General features: G+C 34.2%; 29 protein-coding genes. 6 read left to right on the top strand and 23 right to left on the bottom strand.

The genetic code is table 11. The features are described from left to right. Positions 1-74 precede the first annotated feature (74 nt). From atpG to ACEN2F_RS07780, 18 genes are all read right to left on the bottom strand, one after another. Entirely contained in the window at positions 75-935 is an 861-nt protein-coding gene (atpG, locus tag ACEN2F_RS07865; RefSeq protein WP_441737674.1) for an ATP synthase F1 subunit gamma, read from the bottom strand. A 71-nt stretch (positions 936-1,006) separates the two neighbouring features. Next, positions 1,007-2,584, bottom strand: a complete 1,578-nt coding sequence (gene atpA, locus ACEN2F_RS07860) for a F0F1 ATP synthase subunit alpha (RefSeq protein ID WP_441737672.1) — start codon at positions 2,582-2,584, stop codon at positions 1,007-1,009. A gap of 38 nt (positions 2,585-2,622) precedes the next feature. Then, the gene (atpH, locus tag ACEN2F_RS07855; RefSeq protein ID WP_441737671.1) at positions 2,623-3,156 is read right to left on the bottom strand and encodes an ATP synthase F1 subunit delta; all 534 of its coding nucleotides are present in this window, start codon (positions 3,154-3,156) and stop codon (positions 2,623-2,625) included. Positions 3,157-3,158: 2 nt separating this feature from the next. Then, on the bottom strand, positions 3,159-3,650 hold the full coding sequence (locus ACEN2F_RS07850; RefSeq protein WP_441737669.1) for a F0F1 ATP synthase subunit B: 492 nt from the start codon (positions 3,648-3,650) through the stop codon (positions 3,159-3,161). 76 nt (positions 3,651-3,726) lie between these two features. Next, positions 3,727-3,927 (bottom strand): ATP synthase F0 subunit C, encoded by a 201-nt coding sequence (gene atpE, locus ACEN2F_RS07845; protein WP_026708812.1) that lies wholly within the window; start codon positions 3,925-3,927, stop codon positions 3,727-3,729. Between the two features lie 41 nt (positions 3,928-3,968). After that, positions 3,969-5,120 (bottom strand): F0F1 ATP synthase subunit A, encoded by a 1,152-nt coding sequence (gene atpB, locus ACEN2F_RS07840; RefSeq protein WP_441737667.1) that lies wholly within the window; start codon positions 5,118-5,120, stop codon positions 3,969-3,971. Between the two features lie 130 nt (positions 5,121-5,250). Continuing rightward, positions 5,251-5,634: a hypothetical protein gene (locus tag ACEN2F_RS07835; protein ID WP_441737665.1), complete on the bottom strand. Its 384-nt coding sequence runs from the start codon at positions 5,632-5,634 to the stop codon at positions 5,251-5,253. Beyond that, the gene (locus ACEN2F_RS07830; protein WP_441737663.1) at positions 5,631-5,870 is read right to left on the bottom strand and encodes an AtpZ/AtpI family protein; all 240 of its coding nucleotides are present in this window, start codon (positions 5,868-5,870) and stop codon (positions 5,631-5,633) included. The genes ACEN2F_RS07835 and ACEN2F_RS07830 overlap by 4 nt, the downstream gene beginning before the upstream one ends. Further along, positions 5,845-6,243: a bactofilin family protein gene (locus ACEN2F_RS07825; protein WP_441737661.1), complete on the bottom strand. Its 399-nt coding sequence runs from the start codon at positions 6,241-6,243 to the stop codon at positions 5,845-5,847. The genes ACEN2F_RS07830 and ACEN2F_RS07825 overlap by 26 nt, the downstream gene beginning before the upstream one ends. Positions 6,244-6,245: 2 nt before the next feature. Continuing rightward, complete coding sequence (gene porW, locus ACEN2F_RS07820) at positions 6,246-8,822, bottom strand: type IX secretion system periplasmic lipoprotein PorW/SprE (RefSeq protein ID WP_441738021.1); 2,577 nt, start codon at positions 8,820-8,822, stop codon at positions 6,246-6,248. A gap of 361 nt (positions 8,823-9,183) precedes the next feature. Then, a complete protein-coding gene (locus ACEN2F_RS07815; protein ID WP_441737660.1) occupies positions 9,184-9,879 on the bottom strand; it encodes an ABC transporter ATP-binding protein in 696 nt (231 codons plus the stop codon). 48 nt (positions 9,880-9,927) lie between these two features. After that, on the bottom strand, positions 9,928-11,397 hold the full coding sequence (locus tag ACEN2F_RS07810; RefSeq protein WP_441737658.1) for a DUF5687 family protein: 1,470 nt from the start codon (positions 11,395-11,397) through the stop codon (positions 9,928-9,930). A 48-nt stretch (positions 11,398-11,445) separates the two neighbouring features. Continuing rightward, entirely contained in the window at positions 11,446-12,153 is a 708-nt protein-coding gene (locus ACEN2F_RS07805) for a hypothetical protein (RefSeq protein WP_441737656.1), read from the bottom strand. Between the two features lie 275 nt (positions 12,154-12,428). After that, entirely contained in the window at positions 12,429-13,100 is a 672-nt protein-coding gene (locus tag ACEN2F_RS07800; protein WP_441737654.1) for a hypothetical protein, read from the bottom strand. Between the two features lie 4 nt (positions 13,101-13,104). After that, entirely contained in the window at positions 13,105-13,776 is a 672-nt protein-coding gene (locus ACEN2F_RS07795; RefSeq protein WP_441737652.1) for a hypothetical protein, read from the bottom strand. Beyond that, positions 13,773-14,453, bottom strand: a complete 681-nt coding sequence (locus ACEN2F_RS07790) for a hypothetical protein (RefSeq protein WP_441737650.1) — start codon at positions 14,451-14,453, stop codon at positions 13,773-13,775. The genes ACEN2F_RS07795 and ACEN2F_RS07790 overlap by 4 nt, the downstream gene beginning before the upstream one ends. Positions 14,454-14,457: 4 nt before the next feature. Next, positions 14,458-15,111, bottom strand: coding sequence for a hypothetical protein (locus ACEN2F_RS07785; RefSeq protein WP_441737648.1), 654 nt, complete (start codon positions 15,109-15,111; stop codon positions 14,458-14,460). Positions 15,112-15,121: 10 nt separating this feature from the next. Continuing rightward, on the bottom strand, positions 15,122-15,463 hold the full coding sequence (locus tag ACEN2F_RS07780; protein WP_441737647.1) for a PadR family transcriptional regulator: 342 nt from the start codon (positions 15,461-15,463) through the stop codon (positions 15,122-15,124). A gap of 153 nt (positions 15,464-15,616) precedes the next feature. Here ACEN2F_RS07780 and ACEN2F_RS07775 point away from each other — a divergent pair, with 153 nt between their 5' ends. Further along, on the top strand, positions 15,617-16,669 hold the full coding sequence (locus ACEN2F_RS07775) for a 2Fe-2S iron-sulfur cluster-binding protein (protein ID WP_441737645.1): 1,053 nt from the start codon (positions 15,617-15,619) through the stop codon (positions 16,667-16,669). Between the two features lie 130 nt (positions 16,670-16,799). Here ACEN2F_RS07775 and ACEN2F_RS07770 read toward each other — a convergent pair whose 3' ends face one another. Then, positions 16,800-17,816, bottom strand: coding sequence for a glycosyltransferase family 9 protein (locus ACEN2F_RS07770; protein ID WP_441737644.1), 1,017 nt, complete (start codon positions 17,814-17,816; stop codon positions 16,800-16,802). A gap of 107 nt (positions 17,817-17,923) precedes the next feature. Further along, positions 17,924-18,529, bottom strand: coding sequence for a DUF4254 domain-containing protein (locus ACEN2F_RS07765; protein ID WP_441737642.1), 606 nt, complete (start codon positions 18,527-18,529; stop codon positions 17,924-17,926). 86 nt (positions 18,530-18,615) lie between these two features. Here ACEN2F_RS07765 and upp point away from each other — a divergent pair, with 86 nt between their 5' ends. Next, complete coding sequence (gene upp / locus ACEN2F_RS07760) at positions 18,616-19,269, top strand: uracil phosphoribosyltransferase (RefSeq protein WP_441737640.1); 654 nt, start codon at positions 18,616-18,618, stop codon at positions 19,267-19,269. Here the strand turns inward: upp and ACEN2F_RS07755 are convergent. After that, positions 19,264-20,193, bottom strand: a complete 930-nt coding sequence (locus ACEN2F_RS07755) for a DUF6427 family protein (RefSeq protein WP_441737638.1) — start codon at positions 20,191-20,193, stop codon at positions 19,264-19,266. The genes upp and ACEN2F_RS07755 overlap by 6 nt on opposite strands. A gap of 145 nt (positions 20,194-20,338) precedes the next feature. Between ACEN2F_RS07755 and ACEN2F_RS07750 the strand changes: the two genes are divergently transcribed. Continuing rightward, positions 20,339-20,569, top strand: coding sequence for a DUF6341 family protein (locus ACEN2F_RS07750; RefSeq protein ID WP_441737637.1), 231 nt, complete (start codon positions 20,339-20,341; stop codon positions 20,567-20,569). A gap of 31 nt (positions 20,570-20,600) precedes the next feature. Here ACEN2F_RS07750 and purD read toward each other — a convergent pair whose 3' ends face one another. After that, entirely contained in the window at positions 20,601-21,875 is a 1,275-nt protein-coding gene (gene purD, locus ACEN2F_RS07745) for a phosphoribosylamine--glycine ligase (RefSeq protein WP_441737635.1), read from the bottom strand. Positions 21,876-21,970: 95 nt separating this feature from the next. Here purD and ACEN2F_RS07740 point away from each other — a divergent pair, with 95 nt between their 5' ends. Genes ACEN2F_RS07740 through ACEN2F_RS07730 form a run of 3 tightly spaced genes read left to right on the top strand, consistent with a single transcriptional unit; the run spans position 21,971 to position 23,875 of the window. After that, on the top strand, positions 21,971-22,252 hold the full coding sequence (locus ACEN2F_RS07740) for a type II toxin-antitoxin system RelE/ParE family toxin (RefSeq protein WP_441737634.1): 282 nt from the start codon (positions 21,971-21,973) through the stop codon (positions 22,250-22,252). 10 nt (positions 22,253-22,262) lie between these two features. Further along, complete coding sequence (locus tag ACEN2F_RS07735) at positions 22,263-22,565, top strand: HigA family addiction module antitoxin (protein ID WP_441737632.1); 303 nt, start codon at positions 22,263-22,265, stop codon at positions 22,563-22,565. Next, positions 22,565-23,875, top strand: coding sequence for a phenylacetate--CoA ligase family protein (locus ACEN2F_RS07730; protein WP_441737630.1), 1,311 nt, complete (start codon positions 22,565-22,567; stop codon positions 23,873-23,875). Before ACEN2F_RS07735 ends, ACEN2F_RS07730 begins: the two co-directional genes overlap by 1 nt. On the opposite strand, the gene ACEN2F_RS07725 is transcribed toward ACEN2F_RS07730, so the two are convergent. Then, positions 23,859-24,641 (bottom strand): glycosyltransferase family 2 protein, encoded by a 783-nt coding sequence (locus ACEN2F_RS07725; protein WP_441737628.1) that lies wholly within the window; start codon positions 24,639-24,641, stop codon positions 23,859-23,861. The genes ACEN2F_RS07730 and ACEN2F_RS07725 overlap by 17 nt on opposite strands. Between the last annotated feature and the right edge of the window lies 1 nt (position 24,642).

Here is a 24,642-nt window from a genome sequence, read left to right as displayed (position 1 = left end):
TTAAACATTAAAATTAAACAAAAAAAGAGCCAACATCTGTTGGCTCTCCGAATATATTTTCACTCAATACAATATTACCCATTCAACGCTTCAGCACCACCAACAATCTCTAAGATCTCGTTAGTAATAGAAGCTTGACGTGCTTTATTGTACGTTAATTTCAATTGATTTCTTAATTCCGTAGCATTATCAGTTGCCTTGTGCATAGCCGTCATACGAGCTCCGTGCTCTGAGGCAAATGAATCACGTATTCCTTTGTACAACTGTGTCTTCAATGATTTTGGAATCAATGTCAACACGATTTCTTCTTTAGATGGCTCAAAAATATAATCACTAGGTGTTACTGTAAGATCAGATTTTATAGCTGCTAAAGGCAAAAATTGTTCGGTTTGAACGATTTGTGTAGCTGCATTTTTAAATTGGTTATAAATCAACTCAATTTTATCGTATTCACCAGCAACGAATTTCTCCATTAGTGAATCTGCAATTTTAGCCACATTATCAAAAGTCAAATCATCAAAAACAGCGCTTTCATTAGCTATAATCGGCAATGTTTTGCTCAAAACATCGTTTCCTTTTTTACCAACGGCAAAAACATCCACTTGTTTACCTGCATAAAATTCAGCACGACTTTTAGCCCCTTTGATTGCATTTGTATTAAAAGCACCTGCTAAACCTCTGTTAGAAGTTATTACAACAAGTAATACTTTCTTGATTTCGCGTTGCGTTGTAAACGCTCCACCAGCATCACCTTCGAGTGTAGCAGAAAGATTTTGCAATAATTCCGTTAATTTTTCGGCATAAGGGCGCATTGCTGTGATTGCATCTTGTGCTTTCTTTAGCTTTGCTGCAGAAACCATTTTCATTGCTGATGTAATTTGCATCGTAGATGAAACGGAAGTAATTCTATTACGGATTTCCTTTAAATTTGCCATTTTATTTATAGTGAAGAGTGAGTCGTGAAAAGTGAATAGCCAAAACTACTCACTTTTCACTTTTCACTAAATTAGTTATATTTTGCTGATAATTCTTTTGCTACAGTTTCTATTACATCTGTAATTTCATCTGTTAATTTTCCTGCTTTCAACGCATCAAGAGTCGCTCTGTGTTTGTTGTTCAAGAATTCCAAGAAATCTTTCTCAAATTCTCTTACTTTATTCACAGGAACATTTCTCAATAAGTTTTTAGAACCAGCATAGATAATTGCTACTTGGTCTTCAACAGTATATGGATCGTTCAAACCTTGTTTCAAGATTTCAACGTTTCTTTTTCCTTTTTCAATTACGTTTAAAGTTACTGCATCTAAATCAGAACCAAATTTAGCAAACGCTTCCAATTCACGGAATTGTGCTTGATCCAGTTTCAAAGTACCTGCTACTTTTTTCATTGATTTAATTTGTGCATTTCCTCCAACACGAGATACTGAGATACCTACGTTAATTGCCGGACGAACTCCAGAGTTAAACAAATCTCCATCCAAGAAAATTTGACCATCTGTAATAGAAATAACGTTTGTTGGGATGTATGCAGAAACGTCACCAGCCTGCGTTTCAATAATAGGTAAAGCAGTAAGAGAACCACCACCTTTTACAATTGGTTTCAATGAATCTGGTAAATCGTTCATGTTTTTAGCAATTCCATCATCAGCAATTACTTTACAAGCACGCTCTAATAAACGGCTGTGTAAGTAAAAAACGTCTCCAGGATAAGCCTCACGTCCCGGTGGTCTTCTTAATAAAAGAGAAACCTCACGGTATGCAACAGCTTGTTTAGATAAATCATCATAAACAATTAAAGCCGGACGACCTGAATCTCTAAAATATTCTCCAATTGCAGCACCTGCAAAAGGAGCATATACTTGCATCGGAGCTGGATCAGAAGCATTAGCAGCAACAATAATGGTATACGCCATTGCTCCTTTTTCTTCTAACATTTTAGCAATTCCTGCTACAGTTGACGCTTTTTGTCCAATTGCAACATAGATACAAAATACTGGTTTCCCAGCATCATAAAATTCTTTTTGATTTAAGATAGTGTCAAGACAAACAGTTGATTTACCTGTTTGACGGTCACCAATAACCAATTCACGTTGTCCACGACCTACTGGAATCATAGCATCTACTGCTTTGATACCTGTTTGTAATGGTTCAGTAACGGGTTGACGGAAGATAACTCCAGGAGCTTTTCTTTCCAAAGGCATCTCGTATAAATCTCCACCTATTGGTCCTTTTCCATCAATTGGAAAACCAAGGGTGTTTACTACACGACCTACCATTTGTTCTCCTACTTTAAGAGAAGCAATGCGTTGTGTTCTTTTAGCAGTTGAACCTTCTTTGATTCCTGTAGATGGTCCTAAAAGCACCACACCTACATTATCTTCTTCAAGATTCAAAACAATAGCTTCTAAGCCATTGTCAAATTCAACTAACTCTCCATATTGAACATTTGATAGCCCGTAAACACGAGCAATACCATCTCCAACTTGAAGCACTGTTCCTACTTCTTCTAGTGTAGCACCAGATTCAAAACCTTCTACTTGCTTTCTTAATATTGCTGAAATTTCAGCAGGTTTGATTTCCGCCATCTTAATTTATAATTTAAACACTTAAATGTGCAATAAAACTAATTACTTAACTCTCTTTTTAATACTTGTAATCTGTTGGCAACTGAAGCATTGTATTGCTTGTCCCCTATTCTCAAAATAAAACCTCCAATAATTGCAGGATCTACTATGTTTTCTATTGTTATCTTCTTATCTGAAAACGTCGCTATTTTCGCTAAAACTTTCGCTTCTAAAGCCGCGTCCATAGGAATGGCTGTAGTCACTTGTGCCAACTCAACACCATTTTCCAAATCAGATAATTTACCATATTCAGTAGCAATTGCACCTAATATTTCGAATCTTTTGTTTTCAAATAACAAGTGAAATAACCCTTTGGTTACCACATTGCTTTGTGCAAAAACTTCTAACAAGGCATTTTCTTTGACTGATACTTTAATGGTAGGATTTTGAATGAAAGTACTCAATTCTAAATTCCCATTGATTGTTATAGCAATAGTTTTCATATCACCGCTTACTGCTTCAGCAACCCCTTTTGAGTTTGCTAAGTCCAAAATTGCTTTTGCATACCGAATTGCCGCTCTTGTACTTGCCATAATTAGTTCAATTTAACGTCACCTAACATATTCTCAATCAATTTAGTTTGAGCTTCCTTGTTAGATAATTCATCTTTTAATACTTTTTCAGCAATACTTAATGATAAAGATGAAACTTGTAATTTCAATTCAGCCATAGCAGCATTTTTTTCTGCTAAGATAGCCGTTTTAGCTTGCTCGATCATTCTTGCGCCTTCTGCTTGTGCATCAGCTTTAGAATCAGCGATCATTTTTTCTCTCATTTCACGAGCTTCTTTCAATAAAGAGTCACGTTCTAATCTTGCTTCCTGTAGAATACGTTCGTTTTCGGCAGTAAGATTTTGCATTTCTCTTCGAGCAGTTTCTGCTGAAGATAATGCTTCATTAATTGAATCTTCTCTTCCTTTTACGGCTCCCAAAATTGGTTTCCAAGCAAATTTTCTTAAAAGGATGAAGAAAAGTATAAAGATAATGGTGGTCCAAAAAATTAAACTTTCGGGTGCTGTAAAATTCATATATTTATATTTAAAAAGTTTGTTTAGAAATAAAAACTTCCTGATACCAACCGTATCAGGAAGTTTTAGATTTTAATTATTGTGCGATCAACGCAACAACTACTGCAAAAAGTGCAACACCTTCAATAAGTGCAGCAGCAATAATCATAGCAGTCTGGATTTTTCCAGCAGCCTCAGGTTGACGAGCAATAGCGTCCATTGCAGAACCACCAATTTTTCCAATACCTAGACCTGCACCAATAACAGCTAATCCAGCTCCGATTCCAGCTAATACCATAATACTAAATTTAATATAGTTAATAATTAATAAAACACATTTTAATGGTGATCATGCTCTGCTACAGCCTGACCAATAAACAATGCCGTCAACAACGTAAAGACATAAGCCTGCAACGCCGCAACCAACATTTCAAGTACACTCATGAACAATACGAAAGCTCCAGAAATAGGTGCCACGGCTACTGTTTTGAATATAAAAATTAATGAGACTAAACTCAAGATGATAATATGTCCTGCAGTGATATTCGCGAATAAACGAATCATTAATGCAAAAGGTTTTGTCAACATTCCGATAATTTCTACGGGAATCATGATAGGATATAATGCTTTAGGTACTGGAGGCATAAAAATATGTTTCCAATAATCTTTGTTGGCACTGAAAGAAGTTACAATAAAAGTAATCAATGCTAATACAAATGTAAAGAAGATATTTCCGGTAAGGTTTGAACTGAAAGGGAAAAACGGAATCAATCCAATAAGGTTGTTAATCCAGATAAAGAAAAATATAGTCAATAAATACGGCATGTATTTCGCGTATTTTTTTGTTCCAATATTAGGTATAGCGATTTCATCTCTAACGAAAATCACTAATGGCTCTAGAAATCCAGCAATTCCTTTTGGTGCTAATTTATTCTTGTTGTAAGAACGTGCAACTGCAAGGAACAAAAAGAACAAAATAAGAGCCGACATCAACATCGAGAACACATTCTTAGTGATTGAAAAATCAAGTGGTCTGGCGTCAAACGCGAAAGCACCATTTTTTCTTTCATCTTCCGATAGGGTTTCAAATTTGTCCGCGTAAAAAATTACCTCGTTGAAACGAACTAAATTTTGACCGTTCACATCAACAATATGATGACCTTCATTATCATGGTGAAATTGTTCCGAAGAAAAAATTTCTAATCCGTTACTGGTCCATAAAATCACAGGAAGGTAGAACGTAATAGGATGACCATTATAATCCGCAATGTGAAACTCATGAGAATCTCCAATGTGATCATTAATCAATTCCGTAGCATTGAACTCTTTTTCAGCAGAATGACCTGTTTCTCCGTGGGCTTCTGCAACAGGAGCAGCGTTATCTGTGTGATTTTGAATACTATCCGCTGTTGGATTAGCGAAAGTGACCAAAGGAATACACGCTAGAAAAGTAACTAACAGGAATTGAAGTGATTTTTTAGAAATTACCATTATTAATTGTGTATCTGATTTTACGTTTTTAAAATTTTTTGCAAAGGTACATATTTAATTCAAAATTGAAAATTATAATGATGATTTTAAAAATCAATTTGAGAATCCTATTGCATTATTTTCAAGCAAGTTATCTTTTATTTATTAATCGTACAGCAAAAACTGTTTCAAAAAGCAAAAATAGGAAATAAGGGATGAAAAAAGCCGCAATATCCAAATTAGTTTCTCTGCCTTCTGATTGTATCAATGGAATCAAAAAAACAACAGCCGCCATCATTTTTACGAAAGTGGTGCCCAGAAAAGCAAAACCGGTAAAATCCGGGAAATTTGAGTCTACAAAAAGTAACAGCAGATAGATTAAAAGCGTGGAAACAAATAAGAACAGATAAATACTCCAAGTAGCGTAAAAGAAATCATGATGTTCACTCCAGGCTGCCGTAGCATAATATTGGACAGTAAACAAAAGCAAGGTGAAGGGTATTAAATACTTCAAAAAAGATAAAACTTTAATCATTCGTTATTTTTATTAATGTTTTTGACTTGGCGAATTACGTTGTAAAGCGCTATAAAAACCGACAATAGTGACAATATGATAGTGTAAAAGGAAGACGATTCATCGGAATATTTTTTATCCAGCCACATCCCAAAATAAGTAAATGCAAAAATAACAGCTCCCATTTGAAACGGAATTCCCATAAATACCAGCCACTTATTAAAATTATTTTTATTTGGTGTTTTGTTGTCCATCATTCAAACTTTGATTTTTAATAGTAGGCTTCATCGCGCACGATGCACTAAAATCAGCACCTGGCTCCACGGATAATTTTCCTACAATAACTTCGCCATGAATACTGGCCTTTGCTTTTACATTCAATACCTCGGTTACTTGAATTTTGCCGTCAAATTTACCTTCGATATCCGCATTTTTACAAACAATATCGCCGGTGACACTTCCTGCAGGACCAATGACAATTTTTCCAGCCGATTGAAAATTGCCTATTAAATTTCCGTCCAATCTAAAATCAGCCTGCGAAATAATATCGCCTTTTATTGTCGTTCCTTCAACAATCCGATTGGTTTTCCCTAAAAGATCGGTATATGATTTTGCTTTTTTATCAAACATAGTTATTGCTTTTGTGGTGCTAAATACGTTTCGATATTTTTCTTGATTTGAATCACTTTGTAGTTTTCACCTGAAACCACAATAGCCAGTTCGGCTGCTTTATATTTTGCGTTTTCTTTTAAAATCAGTGCAATATCATCCGCATAAACCCGAGACTTTATTCCGTGAATGACAATAAAACTCTCTTTCTCCGTATAAATATCATAGGAGTAATATAGTTTTTGCATGTTTTCGTTTTCTACAAACAATTTTATTTTTTCTTCCAATATTTTTGTGTTTTTATCGTCGCGAGTACCCACTCGATATAGTATTTTCCAATTATTTGAATCGGTTGTTTTGAATTCCATTTTTTCTAAAAAAGGGATTTGTTCGGTCAAGATAACTACCGCATTCTTCCCTTCTTCACTGTTTGGATAATTATCCGCCACCACTTGTAATGCGTTCTTATACCCTGTCAGACCTTTTAGCTTTCCAATGGCACTTGCTTTGAGCAATTCAAATTTGGATACAATTTCATCTCCTGAAAACTGACTTATCAAAACGTCTGAGTTTTCTAAAACCATAACAAATTGTTCTTCTTGGAACAACTTATACCATTTATTGTAGACACTCTCCGGTGTCTCAGTTTGAGAAACAGCATCTGGATTGGTATTATTGATAATTTGTGCATAACGCGAATCCGGAAATTGTGATGAAATTTTATTTTTCATTTCTACCGCTTTATTGGCATCGGTGATTTGATACAATTTATATAAATTATACATCGCTGGAAGAACCAGTTTTTCTTCTGGATTATTGTTTAATAATTGTTCCAGTTTAGCAATTGCCAGACGATTTTCTTTGAATTTTTCCTTGTAAATAATTCCCAGTTGGTAATATGCAAAATTGCGTTCTTTATTGATGCTGTCCAGTTCTACTTGAGCTGTTGGAAGTTGTTTCAGGTAAAAATCAGCGGTGTATTGTTCTATAATTTCAATTGATTCCTTTTGCTTTTCACCAGGCTGTTTCTCCTCACCGGAAGTAGCAACCAAGGCCAGATTTGCATTTGCTGATCCAACTCTCCAATTCCCGTTCAGAGTCCTCTCGCCCCAATTTTTCTTGAATTCTACTTTTCCAAAAGCCACTGTTGTAGGGTTATAAAAATAGAAAATGCTAGTCGCTGTTTGCCCCGCAGCTGAACTCATCGTGGGAGGCGCCATTGCTGATTTGCGAATAGGATTTGCCATATCCGGATTAGAAACAGGATCAACTGAGCCTATGGATGAGTTTCTGGCTATGTTTTCCTGTCGGGCTTTATTTTTTTCTTCTAAAACTCGCTTAACCTCATCTTTTTCTTTTAACGTAAGGATGTACTTTTCAAAATAAGCCAATCGATCCGTTGAGTTCATCGCAACCACATTTAGAATACTATCATTGCGTTTAGCCAATGCTTCATACAAAATCACCTCATCAAGATTGCTTCTTATTTTTTGGATTTTAGCAAATTCCCTTGTTTTCGTATTCAGTTTAACCAAAGTACTGTCATAGTACTTTGCTGCCGAAGGATATTCCGCATTTCTAAAATACAAGTTTCCTAAATTTCGATAATTTGACGCTACTAAATAGGTGTCTTTTGAAGTGGTTTTTAACGAGGCGTTATAAAAATCCAATGCCTGCTCCTGCCTGTCTTGTTTGTCGTAAAAAACTGCCATCTGATGAAAAATCAAATCTTTATAGGGCCTGTTTTCCCTATCTTTTATTAATTCATCATAGGTTTCGACAAAAGAATCAAAGTCCCCATTTTCATAATCAAACAACTCTGCTTTTTTGGCATAAGCCTGAATAACAAATCTTCTTTCGGCTTTTCGGTTCATGTCAATCACGGATTGATAGGATGCAACTGCGCTGTCCTTGTATCCTAAACCCTGGTACAATTGTCCCAAAACAAAACAGTATCGGGCTTTCTCCTGATTTATTTTAGTGAATTGAATGGCGTTTTTAATCTTGACAACGGCGCTGTCTTTTTCTTCTAAATTTAAAAAAGAAGCGGTCAATAGGGCATTTGCATCTGCAAAAACTTGCTTTTTTACTTGATGATCTTCTAGTAATTTACTGATGTTTTTTATCACTAAAGCATCATTTCCCAAACGCATATTGGTTTTCTCCCGCCAAATTTTAGCTTCATAAATCCGGCTGCTGTTTGGGTATTTGTACAGAATATAATTGAATGCATCGAGCGCAGGAACAAAACGTTGGTCATAGTATCTGGCTTTTCCAAGCATCAGATAGGCTTCGTCCATTTGACTGTTTTTTTCTTTACCGCCAATGTTCATCGAGTGTTTTTGAATGGCCTTTGTTGCTTTGGCTTCTGCCAATTCAAAATCAGTGCTTTTAGGTTTTGAATCGGAAGACAAGTCTTCTGTGATTTGCATTTTTTCTATCGGTAAAACTTGCCAGAAATTATCATCGCTATTGGCATTTACTGCCTGAACTCCTTTATCGAGGCCTAGTTGACCGTTGTATAAAATATTATACTTGGTACTTAACGCATGGGAATTTCTTGCCATAAAAGTATCTTTCCTGGTAGAACAAGCTACCAAAAAAGAAAAAAATAAAAAGAAAAATAATTGCTTAAATCTATTGATTTTCAATGGAAAACGTTTTTTATCAATTAACTAGTAAATACCCGTTTTAGTATATTTACTGGTAAAAATACATTTCTTTTTGCTATCGTGAAAATTATGACATCATATTTGGGTAATCCGCGCTTGCGTAAGGGATGGAAGCGGCATCCTTTATTTTCTTTCTTTAAGAAAATAAAGATACAGCGCACAGCCCGACCCGAAGTTTTTACGGAGGGTTACGCCCAAAATAAACCGCTAATTCACTAATTAGATAAACTCAGTTGAAGAGTATAATTAGCGAATTAGCGATAAAGATTCTGTACAGGATGCGGGAATTTTAAACGGCAAAAAACAGTTCTAATTCCTGTAACGTCTCGTGAGAAGTTTGAATGTCTTTGACCACTTCGCCTTTGTGCAAAGCGACAATTCTGTTGCTGACCTCAACGGTGTGCAGTAAATCGTGGCTGGAAACCAGGACGGTTACTTCCGGATTATCAGCTAGGTCCTTGATGATTTTTTTTAATCGGAATTGTGTGGTTGGGTCTAAATTAGCAAACGGCTCGTCTAGAATAATCACTTCCGGATTCCCGATTAAGGTGGCGATAATGCCCACTTTTTTCTGGTTCCCCTTGGATAAATCGCGCAAATATTTCTTGTTATTGAGGATTTCTCCGTTGAAAAACTCTTCATGTGTAGCCAATAATGCATCGACATCGGCTTTATTTTGTCCGCGTAAATCGCCTATGAAATAGAAATATTCTTCGGGCGTTAAATAGCCAATTAAGAAACTTTCATCTAGGAAAGAGGCGGTGAAGGGTTTCCAAGATTCGCTGGTGTTTACTTGTACGCCATGGTTGACAATCTTTCCTGTTGAAGGCTGGATTAAATCCAATAAAAGACTGAAAAAAGTGGTTTTTCCGGCACCATTATTCCCTACTAATCCAAAGCTTTCGCCTTTTTTTATTTCTAAAGTATCTATTTTTAATACGGTTGTTCCGTTGTATGTTTTTGAAAGGTTGTTTACTTGTATCATTTTTGAAAAAGTTTGTTCAGTTATTTGTTGATTTCGTTAATCGCTAGATTATCCTTTTTGTTTGTAAGCTGCAATGGTCGCGTATTTCTCTGATTTATAAATTTTTTCAATCATGGAAAATGCTTTCTCTTTGAATGCAAATCCAATCACTCCTGCCCCTGCTACAAGCGCTAAGCCTACATTTGGATTCGCATATTTAGAACCCAACCAATACAGTAAAACCGGCAATCCTAATTGAGGAAGTGAAATCAACATCGTTTTTATATTGAATGCTTTTTTGTCACCAAAAGCGCCTTTCCCGGAACTTAAATCAATAGGGGTTTTAGTGAACGCGCCACCCAGTAAAACCAAATGAGAATTGACTCCAATATTATAAATCGCACCCACTACAATAGTTAAATAAACATGAATCCCTAAATAGAGATAGAATGACGCAATGGTTGTGGTTACAATTGTAGCCATCACCATGAGCCACCATTTAGAACTCAAATAGCCTTTGTACGGAATGTTTTGCGTCATCATTAACTGGTAATACGCGCTGTCCCAACTGGGTACAAATTGTCCGAAAGTGATTAAGAATCCACCTGAAACCATAATTCCGCCCAAAATATGCATTACAGGATTATTATAAACTTCAATACGACTAGTGAAGAAAAGAAGACCATAAAAAAGGAACATGACGCTCAATCCTACGGTGGTTTTTGACCGTTTGTTTCTTTTGATTAATTTAATGTCGTTTTTCAAAAAGGTTCCTATGGTTCCAAATTGGTTTAACCAAGTCAGCTCTTCTGTTATGGCCTCATCCTGTTTATTTGACAATCCTGCATCCAGATATAAATTCTTTTTGAAAAATTGAAAAGTAACATAATATATCGCGATTAAAGCAAAAACCGGAATAGCAAAAGCCCAATAGGTATTGAAAATAGTATTGAAAAATGGCGCTGTAATCTCCGTGATATTAAATATTCCGTAGTAGTGTAATCCTCCTAGAATGGCAGCTATTGCTAAGAAAATGGCAAATAAATTGTCTTTATTACTCAGTAGAATATTTACAAAATTATTGATGAACAGCAACGAAAAGATGGCTGTGTACCAAAGCACTACAGAAAGTACATCATAGCCTTCGATAATTAAAACTACACAAAACGGAATCAGGAAAAAGGCGTGTACTAAATTGAAGAAGGACAAAACGGTTTTTCCTAGTGAGAAATGAACAATTGTCGATTTTTTTATGGGGAAAATCAACATTGGACGAATGTTCATCACTGGAATTTTTTGCAACAGCAATCGGATAATTAAATCCATCAAAACATAATAAATCATGAATTGATTAACGGTTACAATGGGATCCAAATTCATTTTCTTTAGAATATAAAAGGCTCCGACTCCTAACGCCAAGAAAATTAAAATGAAATAAACGGCAACAAAACCCATCAGGATTTTCAAAGCCAAATTAGTTGCGAAGGAAGCCGATCTAAAAAATGCTTTCCATTCGAGATAAAGGAATTTTTGAATCATAGTTTGGTTCTTTTGGTTTTATAGTAGGTACGTTAAAATAAGAAAACGTTACAAATTTTCTAATTTATATTCCGGATAGGTCTGTTCTAGATAGGTTTGTGCTTTGGAAGGGATTATTTTGAATAAAATATAGTTTAAAATCCCGAAAAGCACTATCAGAAAACTTATAAAGAAAATCCAATAATCATTAAAAAAATATTTTTCTGCATAGAGGATTATTTGCATTAAAATATGAAATATTACCAGAAAAGCTGGAGAAGAAGCAACATTTTGATTGATAATTTCTTCAAGGAGCCATTTCTTTTTATTAGTGTTTTTTTGTGCTTTTTTAATTTTCTTACTTTCGTAAAATTTATAACAAATAAATCCAAAATAAATAATACCAATACCCCTTAAAAAATAGTCGCTATAAATGCTGGTTTTAAAAATTGTAAAAACTAAAAAACTCAGTACTATCAAAAACAAAATTTTTGGCACTTTAAAAAACGTTTTAAAATGTTGAAAAATTAACCGATCGTATTTTTTCCCCAAAGCAGCTTTTCGTTTTTGGACCACATCTATGAAACCAAAAATGCCAAATTTCTTGAATTCTTTGTTTAAGACTTCGTCAAAAGTTAGTGTGGAGTTTTGCTGCCATTCGGTTTCAATAGCATTTGCTAAATGATCAACTAATTCTGTTTGCAAATCATAGTATTCCACATTATGCTGGCGGGTAAAAAGGTATAGTTGGTCAATTTGTTGGGAGGTTAATTTCATTTTAAAAATTAAGTTAATTGATATTTTCTTATCGTTATTTTGATTGTTCGCTTTTGAACATAAACTTGCTTAAATTGAAAATACCTCTTTTTGTCATGCTGAGGAACGAAGCATCACAGCATTATGAGTAATTTCAGTAACTAAATTCTTTATCAGCCTTATCTATGCGCTGGCTAAATGAACTGCGAGCAACTTGTGGAGATACTTCGTTCCTCAGCATGACAAATTACTGAGTTGATAATCTGAGTTCTGTATTTAGTTTCATCTTCATAAAATTAATTCAATTGATACTGTTTTTTAATATTCACGATTGTCTTCTTTTGAAGGTGGATTGCTGTAACTGAAATCAAAATTCCTAATACCCAAATACAACAAAAGAGTACTACTAACCATTGGTTTTGTAGTAATTCTTGTTCCAGTAGATTACTCATACCCATTCCCAAATTAGGAAAAGAATATACCAAAAGACTAGGTTGTAAGGTTTCTAAAGTTAAAAAGTGTTTACCATCAATTTCTTTGGTTTTCCACCAATAATATAGTAATGGCAAACCAATAATCAATAATGAACAAAATAATACCGCTAAATATTTTTGAGGACTAACGAAATAAGCTGAAAAAGTATATGCAATATATACTAAAAGAATGCTTCCAAAAATTTTAGGGAACTTCAAGTATTCAGTTATCATTTTCCATTGTGCTTTCCTGTATTCTTTTTGCAAAATACATTTTCTTTCCGCTTCAATAGATTTAAAACTAGAATCGCCTACAAACTTACTTGATGCATGCTGTTTCACTAGATGAAAAGTAAGTTCTGGATTTTTCTCCCAAATTTCCTCCATACTGGTTACCATGTGATCTGTAAATTCTACTTGCAATTCATAATATTTGATATCAAATGAAGTAACATAGTTGAAAATATTTTGGGTTTGTTCGGTGTTTAGTCTCATAGGATTAATTTAATTGGTATTGTTTTTTGACATTTACGATTGTCTTTCTTTGAAGATGAATCCCGGTAATTAATACTAATATTCCCATTACCCAAACACAGCAAAAAGGTAATATTAAAATTGGATTTTTTTGAATTGACTCCTTAAAAGTGTTTAATAAAAACACTATCCAGAATAAAAATCCAAAAATCCCTGTGAAAGTACTATGACTAATATTCAATTCTAAAAAACGCTTTCCATTGATTTTTCTATTTGCATAAAAAGAATAGAATGCTGGAATAGAAAGTATAGCTAATAAACCGAATGCATTTTTAACAAACGTATCTGGTTCATCAAAATAAAAAGATACTTTAAAAATAAAAAGAGCAAGAAAAATGCTTCCGATAATTTTAGGAAACCTCAAATACTCAGTAATCATTTTCCACTGTGCTTTTCTAAACTCTTTCCTTAAAATTTGTGTGCGATCCTCTTCAATGGCTTTAAAACCATTACGCCCAAATTGATTTTCAGCATAATGCTTCACTAGATGGAAAGTAAGTTCCGGATCTTTCTCCCAGATTTCCTCCATACTAGTAACCATGTGATCTGTAAATTCTACTTGTAATTCATAATATTTAATATCAAAGGATTTGATATAATTTGATACATATTCTATTTGTTGGTTGGTTAGTTTCATGGTTTGGTAAATGATAGTTTTTTTTCAAATTGAAAATGTTTGTAAAAAAGTTTTAAATTCCCAAAAATTAAAAACAAATAAGCTAAAGTTACAATTAAGGAACCGACTTTTATTTCTATAATTTTATTCGCAGGAAGGATAGGAAAAAAACCAAACCCAATGAGCAAACCGTAGAGCAGAATCAAATAAAAATTTTTCTTAAACCAGAATAAATATGTTGTTTTTGCTTTAGAATTTAAAACAAATAATCTTGCGCTTGTCATCGATAATGCACCTAGTACGGATGTCGTTTGTAAAACAAAAACAATGCTCGATAGAATCGAAGCGCTCTGAAATTTGTTCTTAATCAATAAAATTAAAAACGTAAGCATACAGACGGTAATTCCTGCAACAAAAAGTTCTTTTTTCTTGTCATCGGCAAATTTATCTGAAATAATCTTTGGGGCTAAAAACCCATAACCAAGCAATAAATTATGCGAAGTTGGTTTTAATTGTGGCTTCCATTTATCAAACACCTCTTTTAAAATAATCTCAAAAGGTTTCGCTTCACTCATGGCTTCCGCCTCAATTTCTGAAGCAATATGATCAATCAATTCTATTTTAATATCGTCATAAACAACACCGTTTAAAACCAAAGTTTCTTCTATTTGAGCAATTTGTTGGTTGGTTAGTTTCATGGTTTTATTGTATTGAAATTTTCTTTTGGAATTGATAATGCTTAAATCCCCAATAAAGATTGAAAAGTAAATACACAAAAAGACATCCCATCCCTGGAACAAATATATTCTGATTGGTTGTATCATGTGGGATATTATCAGTAAAAACAAATCCCAACCAAATAATAATTACAGAAAATCGCATGTCAAAGGAGTGTTTATAAGTAGATGAAACCTTTGATTTTGCATTGAAAAATTTAAAAACAAGCATCGATAGAATTGTTCCAATATATGTGTACAATAACAATTTTTTGATCCATAAAATAAACTGCAGTTTTGCGTTTGAATCCGACATCAATTGAAAACTAAAGAACAATACTGCGGCGATTGTAATTGCTGTAATGATCTCAAGTTTTATTTGATTTCCAAATTTACTCCTCGCCAATTTAGGATAATAAGTATTTAGCGAGAAAAAGGCTCTGGTGGGTTTAAATTCCGCATTCCATCTTTCAAAAACTTGATTGTAAGCTTCTGGAAACGTTTTTTGGGTAGCTGTCATCTCATATTCAATTTGTGAAGCAATATGATCTAAAACTTCCATTTTCAAATCGTCAAACTTCACCCCTTTTTTAACTAAAGTTTGATTGATGCATTCTATTTGTTCGGTGGTTAGTTTCATCTTCAAAAAATTAAAATTCTAATTTTGGACTTGGGTTCACTAAACTCTGCATATTTCGAATGAAATCTTCGAGTTCTGAGAGTCGGTTTACGGTTTCTTTCTGCCCGCTTTCCGTGAGTTTGTAATATTTACGCATGCGGTTATCCACTTTTTCAATTTCCACATCCAGCAAACCTTCGGCTTCCAGTTTGTGTAAAGCGGGATATAAGGCGCCTTCGGTGATGTTGAGTTCGCCCTGAGTAATCGCCTTTACTTTCTGGGTGATTTCATAGCCGTACATTTTACCGTTTTCCTCCAGCAATTTCATGATAATCGTATTCAGACTTCCTTTGTATAATTGTGAGTTTTTCATTTTTTTGTCATTGAGCGTTTTGGAATCATCTCAATCGTATCTAACAAATATACATAAGAAACTTATACATAACTAAATTATGTATGTTAAATTTCAAATAGTTTGGATTCAAAAAAACTATTCTGTTTACTATATTTGCAAAAAAATAATCACATGTCATCCTTTCTGAAATTAATTATAAAAGAAGTAAAACGAGAAACCAAAGACGCTGTTTCTATACTTTTTAGCGTACCTGAAGAATTAAAAGCTACTTATGCTTTTATTGCCGGTCAATATATCAATCTAAAATTAACCCTAGACGGTCAAGAAATTCGTCGTGCGTACTCCATTTGTTCTTCACCTGACAGTGGTGAATTGCGCATTGCAGTAAAAGCGGTAAAAAACGGCGTTTTCTCTCAATTTGCTAATACAAAACTCAAAGCAGGCGATATCCTTGAGGTAGGAAAACCAGAAGGAAAATTTACTTTTGAACCACAAGCGGACCGCCAAAAAAACTATGCGGCTTTTGTAGCCGGAAGCGGAATCACGCCTGTGATGTCTATCTTAAAAACGGTATTAAAAAACGAACCGAAGAGTTCTTTTGTATTGGTTTACGGAAACAAAACACCTGAAGGAACCATTTTTCATCAGGAATTGCACGATTTGCAATTGCAATATGTAGGACGCCTTTTTGTTCATTATGTGTACAGTCAAGCCAAAGTCGAAGATGCTTTGTTTGGGCGAATTGAAAAATCGACAGTGAATTTTGTTTTAAATAACAAACACAAGGAATTAGAATTTGATACGTTTTATTTATGTGGTCCAGAAGAAATGATCAATGTTGTTTCCGGTGTTTTAGCAACACTTAACGTAAAGGAAACTTCTATTAAATTTGAATTATTTTCTACTTCTTCCAAAGAAAAGAAAATTGAACAATCATTAGAAGGTCATTCTAAAATCACTGTTATGGTGGATGACGATGAAACAACTTTTGAAATGTCACAAAAACAAACGATCCTTGAAGCGGCATTAAAACAAGGTCTTGATGCTCCGTATTCCTGTCAAGGCGGTATCTGCAGCAGCTGTCTGGCTCGTATAATATCTGGAACTGCCGAAATGACTAAAAACTCTATCCTTACCGATAAAGAAATTGCCGATGGACTTATTCTTACCTGTCAAGCGCATCCTACCTCAGCGACTATTTATGTAGATTATGATGATGTTTAGGAAACTATTCTCCGTACAATAGCGGTGTTCAATTAAAAAAAAGAGTTTGCAATATGCAAACTCTTTTTTTTAAACTAAATTTTGAAAACATCTTGTGATTTGTAATTAAAACTTAATTTTTCTTAATTCCTTAATGGTTCAAAAGAACTTTTTTTATTCTTAAAACTATTGTTTCTGGTAAAATCGTTCGCATGGCCTCTTCATAACCAGACACTTTTTTATTTCCATACACCGAAGTGGGTAATTTAGGAAACTGATTTCTATTAGAAACTAAAGCATTTTCGATAAGTTGATTAAAAGCCGAAAATCCTGCATAAGGATGCGTCGCGCCCCAAAGCGTTATCACTTTTACGCCAAGCATAGCTGCAATATGTGCGTTGCCAGAATCCATAGAAAGCATCACATCCAGATTACTAATCAGCTGCAATTCCTGTTGAAACTTAAGTTGCCCCGCCATATTGATGACGTTTTTCTTGTTGGATACAAGCGAATCCAACAATTCTATTTCTTTTTTTCCACCTCCAAAAAGCAAAACAGTATTTGTTGTATCCAAGGCTACTTGATCAATCAGTTCCTGCATTAAATCTAACGGATATACTTTAGAATCATATTGTGCAAAAGGAGCAATTCCTATTAATTTTCGATTATTTGTGCCAATTAACGCCAAAATTTCTGGACTTAAAATAGCCTTTTCAGGAAATTCAGGTTGGGATAAATCAACCGTAAAACCGAGTTCTCCAAATACTTTTATGTGTCTTTCGAACATCGTAGGCAGTTGCTGGAAGACTTTATTTTCAGGTTGGGTCAGCGCTTTTTTCTCTGCTCTTCCTTTATCCACCGAAGCTGTTTTTTTTCCGCTTAAAGCAAAAAGATTTCGGATGACTTTAGAACGCAAAACGTTGTGTAAATCAGCAAAAGCTTCAATGTTTAACCCTTTCAAATCTTTGAACAAACGCAACAATCCTGCAACTCCCTTGTGCCGTTCTTTTTCATCGAATGCAAAAAAAGAAAGGTTTGGAATTCCTTCAAAAAAAGGCTTGAAAAAAGGTCTGGAAATGACCGTGATTTTAACTTCGGGATGCTGCTTTACAAAAGCTCGTAAAACAGGAACCGTCATGGCGACATCTCCCATTGCGGAGAGTCTCATGACGGCTATATGTTTGATAGTAGTTGACAATTACTTATTGTTTAAAACGATTAAGTATTAAAAAACTTAATGAATCTTAATACCTTAATGGTTTAAAAAATATTTTCTTACTTCTTGTTTTGGTACAAAACAGGATTCAAATCATCATCATTGTACATTTTCATTTGTTTGTACACTTTCATGAATTTATCACCATTGGCAATGTCAGTCAACAAATCATCAATAGCAGTTGACAAATCTGTTCTTTGTTCCAATAAAATATTCAGCTTTGCTTGACATTTATCTCTGTGTTCTTGTGAAGCCTCAGCACGATTAGCTTCTTCTTGCATATGATAAATTTTCAATGCTAGAATTGACAATCGGTCAAAAGCCCAAGCCGGACTTTCTGAATTAATTTTAGCATTCTCTTTTACCACAACATGACTGTATTTCTGAAGAAAATAACTGTCAATATATTCCACCATATCGGTACGTTCCTGATTAGAAGCATCGATTCTTCTTTTCAAAGTCAAAGCAGCAACAGGATCAATATTGGGATCTCGGATAATATCTTCAAAGTGCCATTGAACGGTGTCAATCCAATTCTTGTGATACAATAAATGTTCAAATTTATCCTTCGGAAAAGGATTATTTAAGGGCTGATCAACATTATCAAATTGATGATACTCTTTGATGCTTTGTTCGAATACGGCGTACGCTAATTTTGAAAACATATCTTTATATATTAAAAGACAAAGATACTTTTTATACTTTTATCCCATAAAAAAATAACTATAAGTTTAATTACAAAAATACAACCATGCAAATTCATCATTTATCGGAAGGAAACAGTATCCTAAATCATTTTTTGGGACAAATACGGAATGTGAATGTTCACAACGACAGCATGCGTTTCCGAAGAAATATTGAACGTATTGGCGAAATAATGGCGTATGAATTGAGTAAAGAACTGCATTATGCACCTATTGAAATTCACACACCGCTAGGTATAAAAAATACGACTGAGATTAAAGATCAATTGGTTTTATGTTCAGTTTTAAGAGCCGGATTACCCTTACATTTGGGTTTTCTAAATTATTTTGACAATGCCGAAAATGGTTTTGTATCTGCATACCGTCACCATCCTAACAACGATGATTACTTTGATATATTAGTGCAATACCAAGCCATTGCTGACATCAACGGTAAAAATTTAGTATTGGTTGACCCAATGCTTGCCACCGGTCAGTCTATTGTTGCCGTCTTCAATAAATTAATGGAAAGAGGTACTCCAAAAGAAATTCACATTGCCGTTGTGATTGCCGCCCCGGAAGGAATAGCACATCTGGAAGAACATTTGCCGGACAACTGCCACCTTTGGGTCGCCTCTTTAGACGAAAAACTGAACGAACACAGTTACATTGTTCCCGGTTTAGGAGACGCGGGTGATCTAGCCTACGGTGAAAAATTATAACTGGCTAAAAAAAGTAAATAAGCTGCAGGCAATCAATACAAAAAGTACCATTTCCTGCTTCAATTTCAGTTGTGGCATTTCGATGTGACTCGTTGCCAATATGGCCAAAGGAGCAAATGTAAACACTAGTAAATCATTACTTTTATTATCTGAAATGATGAAAATAAGCACTCCGATAAAAAAAGACGCAATAATTTTTTTGAACGAAGTATGCAGCAATTGTGGTCTGGCGGACAATGTAGCAAACATAGAAACCAAGAAAAATAGCGCAACAGTTGCATAAATAGACAAAGCTGCATTTTGATAATTATTAGTAAAATAATCAACCTCAAAATTGATTTTCATACTTTGCGTGATATATTCCACCGCATTTAAATTAAAAACTGTAGCAAAAAGGAGAAACATAATTACTGCAATAAAAAAAGCAATAAATGGCAAAATCCAGTTTCTATAATCCCTTGCAACATGAAAAATTATAGAAATAAAAACCAAAACTATAAAGATTATACTCCAAAAATGGAATAAGGTCGCCAAGAAAATCCATAATGAAGCATCAAATATTTTTTCTTTAGAAGCTTTCAGTGATTGTAATGAAATCAGTCGGCGAAGGGCCAATAAAATAAAGAAATTCGAAATAAGCAAGTTCGTATTATCTAATACGGAAGGGAAAAATAATAGGAATAAAAAGTAAAAAAAAATCGTGTAGGTACTGTCTTTGCTCAATCCGTTTTTTTTGGCGACAAAATCAGTAATAAAAACAGAAGCCACTACAATACAGAATAATCCCCCTTTATTTACGATCAAAAAAAAGGAATTTATCCATGACAAATCTTGAAATTGGAATATTAAAAAGAAAACCAGCATCAAAATTAGGACTAGTGAAAAATTTAACGGTGTAGATTTTCTAAAAACACTTGTTATCATACGGATATTTTATACTTTTGTGTTCGTAAATATAATACTTGTTTAAAAAGTAAACTCTGCAAGCTGAAAAAGTTTCTTCAAAATCGGAATTTTCAAAAAACAACGTTACCAAAAACAACTACTACTAAAATTAATTTTATACATTATGAAAGCATTTTTCGAAGGAATAGATTACTTATTCGTAAATATTTTATTTGCTCCCCTAGACTTCTTACGTTCATTAGAGCTAACATCTTGGTTCGCTGCAAATACAATCAACTGGATTTTCATGATTATTTGTGCTGCCGCAATGGTGTATTGGGTCAAACAATTGAAAATTTTTGAAGACGCAGGAACAGAAAAACAAGATACTACCGCTCACTCTTTCTTAAAATAATATTTAAAAAAAAGTGAACGATACTTGGAAACTACTTTAAGTCGTTTCCAATATCTTTTCTAAAATACATCTTATCAAAATGTAGCTTTTCTATATTTTGGTAGGATTTTTTTTTGGCCTCTTCAAAATCATTTCCGTACGAAGTTACTGTTAAAACCCTTCCTCCGTTTGAGACTACGTTTCCTTTATCGAGTTTAGTTCCGGCATGAAAGACTATCGAATCTTGAATAGTTGATAATCCTGAAATCACTTTTCCTTTTTCGAAATCCTCCGGATATCCACCAGAAACAACCATAATTGTAGTTGCGCTTCTTTCATCAATTTCTAGGGTGATTTCGTCTAGTTTTTCATTGGCAACAGCCAAAAATAAAGCTACTAAATCCGTTTTCAATCGTGGGATAACCACCTCCGTTTCCGGATCACCCATTCGTACATTGTATTCAATTACAATTGGTTCGTTATTGACATTGATTAACCCAATGAAAACAAATCCTTTGTATGGGATTCCGTCTTTCTGAAAACCGTCAATCGTAGGTTTTACAATCCGTGACTCAATTTTTTCCATCAAAACAGCATCAACATAAGGAACTGGAGAAACTGCTCCCATTCCGCCTGTATTTAATCCGGTATCGCCTTCGCCAATGCGTTTGTAATCTTTGGCTGTAGGCAATATTTTATAATTTTTTCCATCCGTAAGGACGAAACAGCTTAATTCAATTCCGTCAAGGAATTCTTCGATAACAACTTTAGAACTGGCGTCACCAAATTTTTGATGCACCAGCATATTTCTTAATTCTTCTTTGGCTTCAGCCAAATCCTGAATAATCAAAACACCTTTCCCAGCTGCTAATCCATCCGCTTTCAAAACATACGGAGCTTGCAATGTTTCTAAGAACTTACACCCGTTTTCGACCGTTTCAGCAGTGAAACTATCATAAGCGGCGGTCGGAATGTTATGTTTGATTAAAAATTCTTTAGCAAATTCTTTGCTTCCTTCCAGCTGCGCACCCAGTTTTGAAGGACCGATAACAGGAATATGAAGCAATTCAGTATCATTTAGAAAAAAATCATAAATCCCTTTTACCAAAGGATCTTCAGGTCCTACCACAACCATGGCTACTTTTTCTTGAATAACAAATGCTTTTATTGCTTCAAAATCAGTTGGACTCATCGCAACGTTAGTTGCTATTGAAGCTGTTCCCGCATTTCCTGGTGCTACAAAAAGTCTGTCACATAGCGGACTTTGAATCATCTTCCATGCAAAAGCATGTTCTCTTCCGCCCGAACCCAATAGTAAAATTGTCATGTGTAGTTGTGTTTAGTTGTGCTGCAAAAATAGTTCGTTTTATGTTGAAATAATAATTTTTTTTACTTACTTTTAACGTTAGTAACGCAAAAAATATGATAATTTCATTTGGCTCTAAAGAAACCGAAAAAATATGGAATGGAATTGTTGTAAAGAAGCCTTCAATTGAAATTCAACAAATTGGCAGACGAAAATTAAGAATGTTAAACAATTCGCAAGATTTGAATGACTTGAGAATTCCTCCGTCAAACCGATTAGAAAAATTAAATGGCACATTGAAAGACTTTTACAGCATTCGAATTAACAATCAATGGCGTATTATTTTTATTTGGAAAGATGGAAATGCAACTGCCGTAGAAATAATAGATTATCATTAAAATAGTTAAAATGGAAAAACTAAAAAACATACATCCCGGTGAGATTTTATTAGAAGAATTCCTTATTCCTTTGGAAATATCAGCCTACCGATTGGCTAAGGATTTGAAAATTCCACAAACCAGAATTTCTGAAATTACTAAAGGAAACCGAAGAATTACGGCTGATACCGCTTTGCGCTTGAGTTTGTATTTTGGAAATTCCGCAAAGTTTTGGCTCGGTCTTCAAGATGATTTTGATATTGAAGAAGAAAAGCAAAATAAAGCCGAAGAATTACAATCTATTAAACGTTTTGATATTCCAAAAGTAGCGTGATGTTTCCACTATTCGATTTTACGCTTCAATTAAATGGTTTCCCAATGCGGGAGGCCAAAGCCGAATTGCGAAAAATTGTAGCATTTTCTGAGAAAGAATATGAAGTTTTTATTGAAAATAAAAAACAAGAAATTGTCAATTTTCATTTGCAAAATAATCCTTTTTATCAAGAATTAGTCGGTGCCAAAGATTATAAAAACTGGGGGAACTTACCCATTTTAAACAAACAAAATTTACAAAAACCTTTACAAGAACGGCTTTCTAAAAATTACTCTCTTAAAAACAGTTACGTCAATAAAACTTCTGGTTCGAGCGGAACTCCTTTTGTTTTTGCCAAAGACAATTATTGTCATGCATTGACTTGGGCGTCGAACATTTACCGTTTTGGCTGGTATGAAATTGATTTTAATACTTCCTACCAAGCACGCTTTTATGGTATTCCAATGGACTTTATTGGCAACAAAAAAGAACGCTTTAAGGATTTTTTAAGCCATCGATTTCGGTTCTCTATTTTTGATTTATCAGATGCTGCGTTAGAAAATATTTTTAAAAAATTCCAGAATAAAAAATTCGATTACATCAATGGATATACGAGTTCTATTGTATTGTTTGCTAAATTTTTACAAAAGAAAAACATCGTATTATCGGCAATTTGCCCGAGTTTGAAAGTATGTATGGTGACTTCTGAAATGCTTTTTGAAGACGACAAAATCCTTTTAGAAAAACAATTTGGTGTTACTATTGTCAATGAATACGGAGCTTCGGAACTCGATTTGATTGCTTTTCAAAATACGGAAGGAGAATGGCAAGTAAATTCAGAAACGTTATTTGTGGAAATTTTGGACGAATATAATAAAGCGGTTCCAAATGGTACTTCGGGCCGAATCGTGATTACTTCGTTGTTCAATAAAGCGCATCCTTTTATACGATATGACATTGGCGATATTGGAATTTTGGATGAAAAAAGTACCTTGCAAAAACCCATCCTCAAAAGATTAATAGGACGAACAAATGATGTTGCAGTTTTGCCAAGTGGGAAAAAATCTCCCGGTTTGACGTTTTATTACGTGACAAAAAGTATCATTGAGGACGACGGAAACGTAAAAGAATTTGTTATCAAACAAACCAAAACAGATTCCTTCGAAATTGAATATGTGAGTGAAAGCGAATTGAATTTAGAACAAATAAAAAAAATTGAAAAGGCGATTGAATTGTATCTCGAACCTGATTTGAACTTTATATTTATTCGAAAAGATAGTTTAGAAAGAAGCAATCGAGGAAAATTAAAGCAGTTTAAATCGATGCTTTAATAGTTTTGGTATAACGTGGTTTGAGAATTAATTGCGTGAATAAAAACCCAATCATACAAAGTGTTGCACCAATTAAATTCAAACGGTGATGTGTTCTATATACTGAAAAATTATGTTTTACTAGATCCAATTTCGAGGCCGAAATCGAATTTTCTCGAATGCGATAAAGAGCTAAACTTTCCGGAACAGGTTGCGCGAATTGTGTTTTTTTAAGAATAGTCAACCACATCATCCAGTCTTGACGCTTCCGAATCGACGAAACTGGAATTTTCCCAAAATAATTGGCATCATAAATTCCCGTTAGATTCCCTACGTAATTACAAAAAAACAACTGTTGGTAGGAAAGATGCAATGGCGCTTCAATCCTTCTGTTTAACGATTGTCCCGCTTCGTTGATGCAATCATAAAATGAAAACGTGAAAGGAAGCTTATTCACTTTCATGAAATCGAGCTGTTTGTCTAATTTTTCGGGTTTCCACAAATCATCAGCGTCTAAAAAAGCAATGAATTTTCCGGTTGCTTTTGCCAAAGCAGTATTTCTGGCAATTCCCGTTCCTGAGTTTTTACTGAGCTTAAAAAGCTGAATCCTACCGTCATTATTTGCGATTTCTTCAATTATGGAAACCGTTTCATCAGACGAATAATCATCCACAATAATCATTTCCCAATTTTGATACGTTTGATTTTGCACCGATTGAATAGTTTCTGCAATGAATTTAGCCGAATTAAAAGAAGGTGTAATTATGGATACTAATGGTTTTTCCATG

The sequence above is a fragment of the Flavobacterium sp. W20_MBD1_R3 genome (assembly GCF_052119725.1).
Lineage (GTDB): Bacteria > Bacteroidota > Bacteroidia > Flavobacteriales > Flavobacteriaceae > Flavobacterium.
This window is presented reverse-complemented; position numbering and strand designations above follow the sequence as displayed.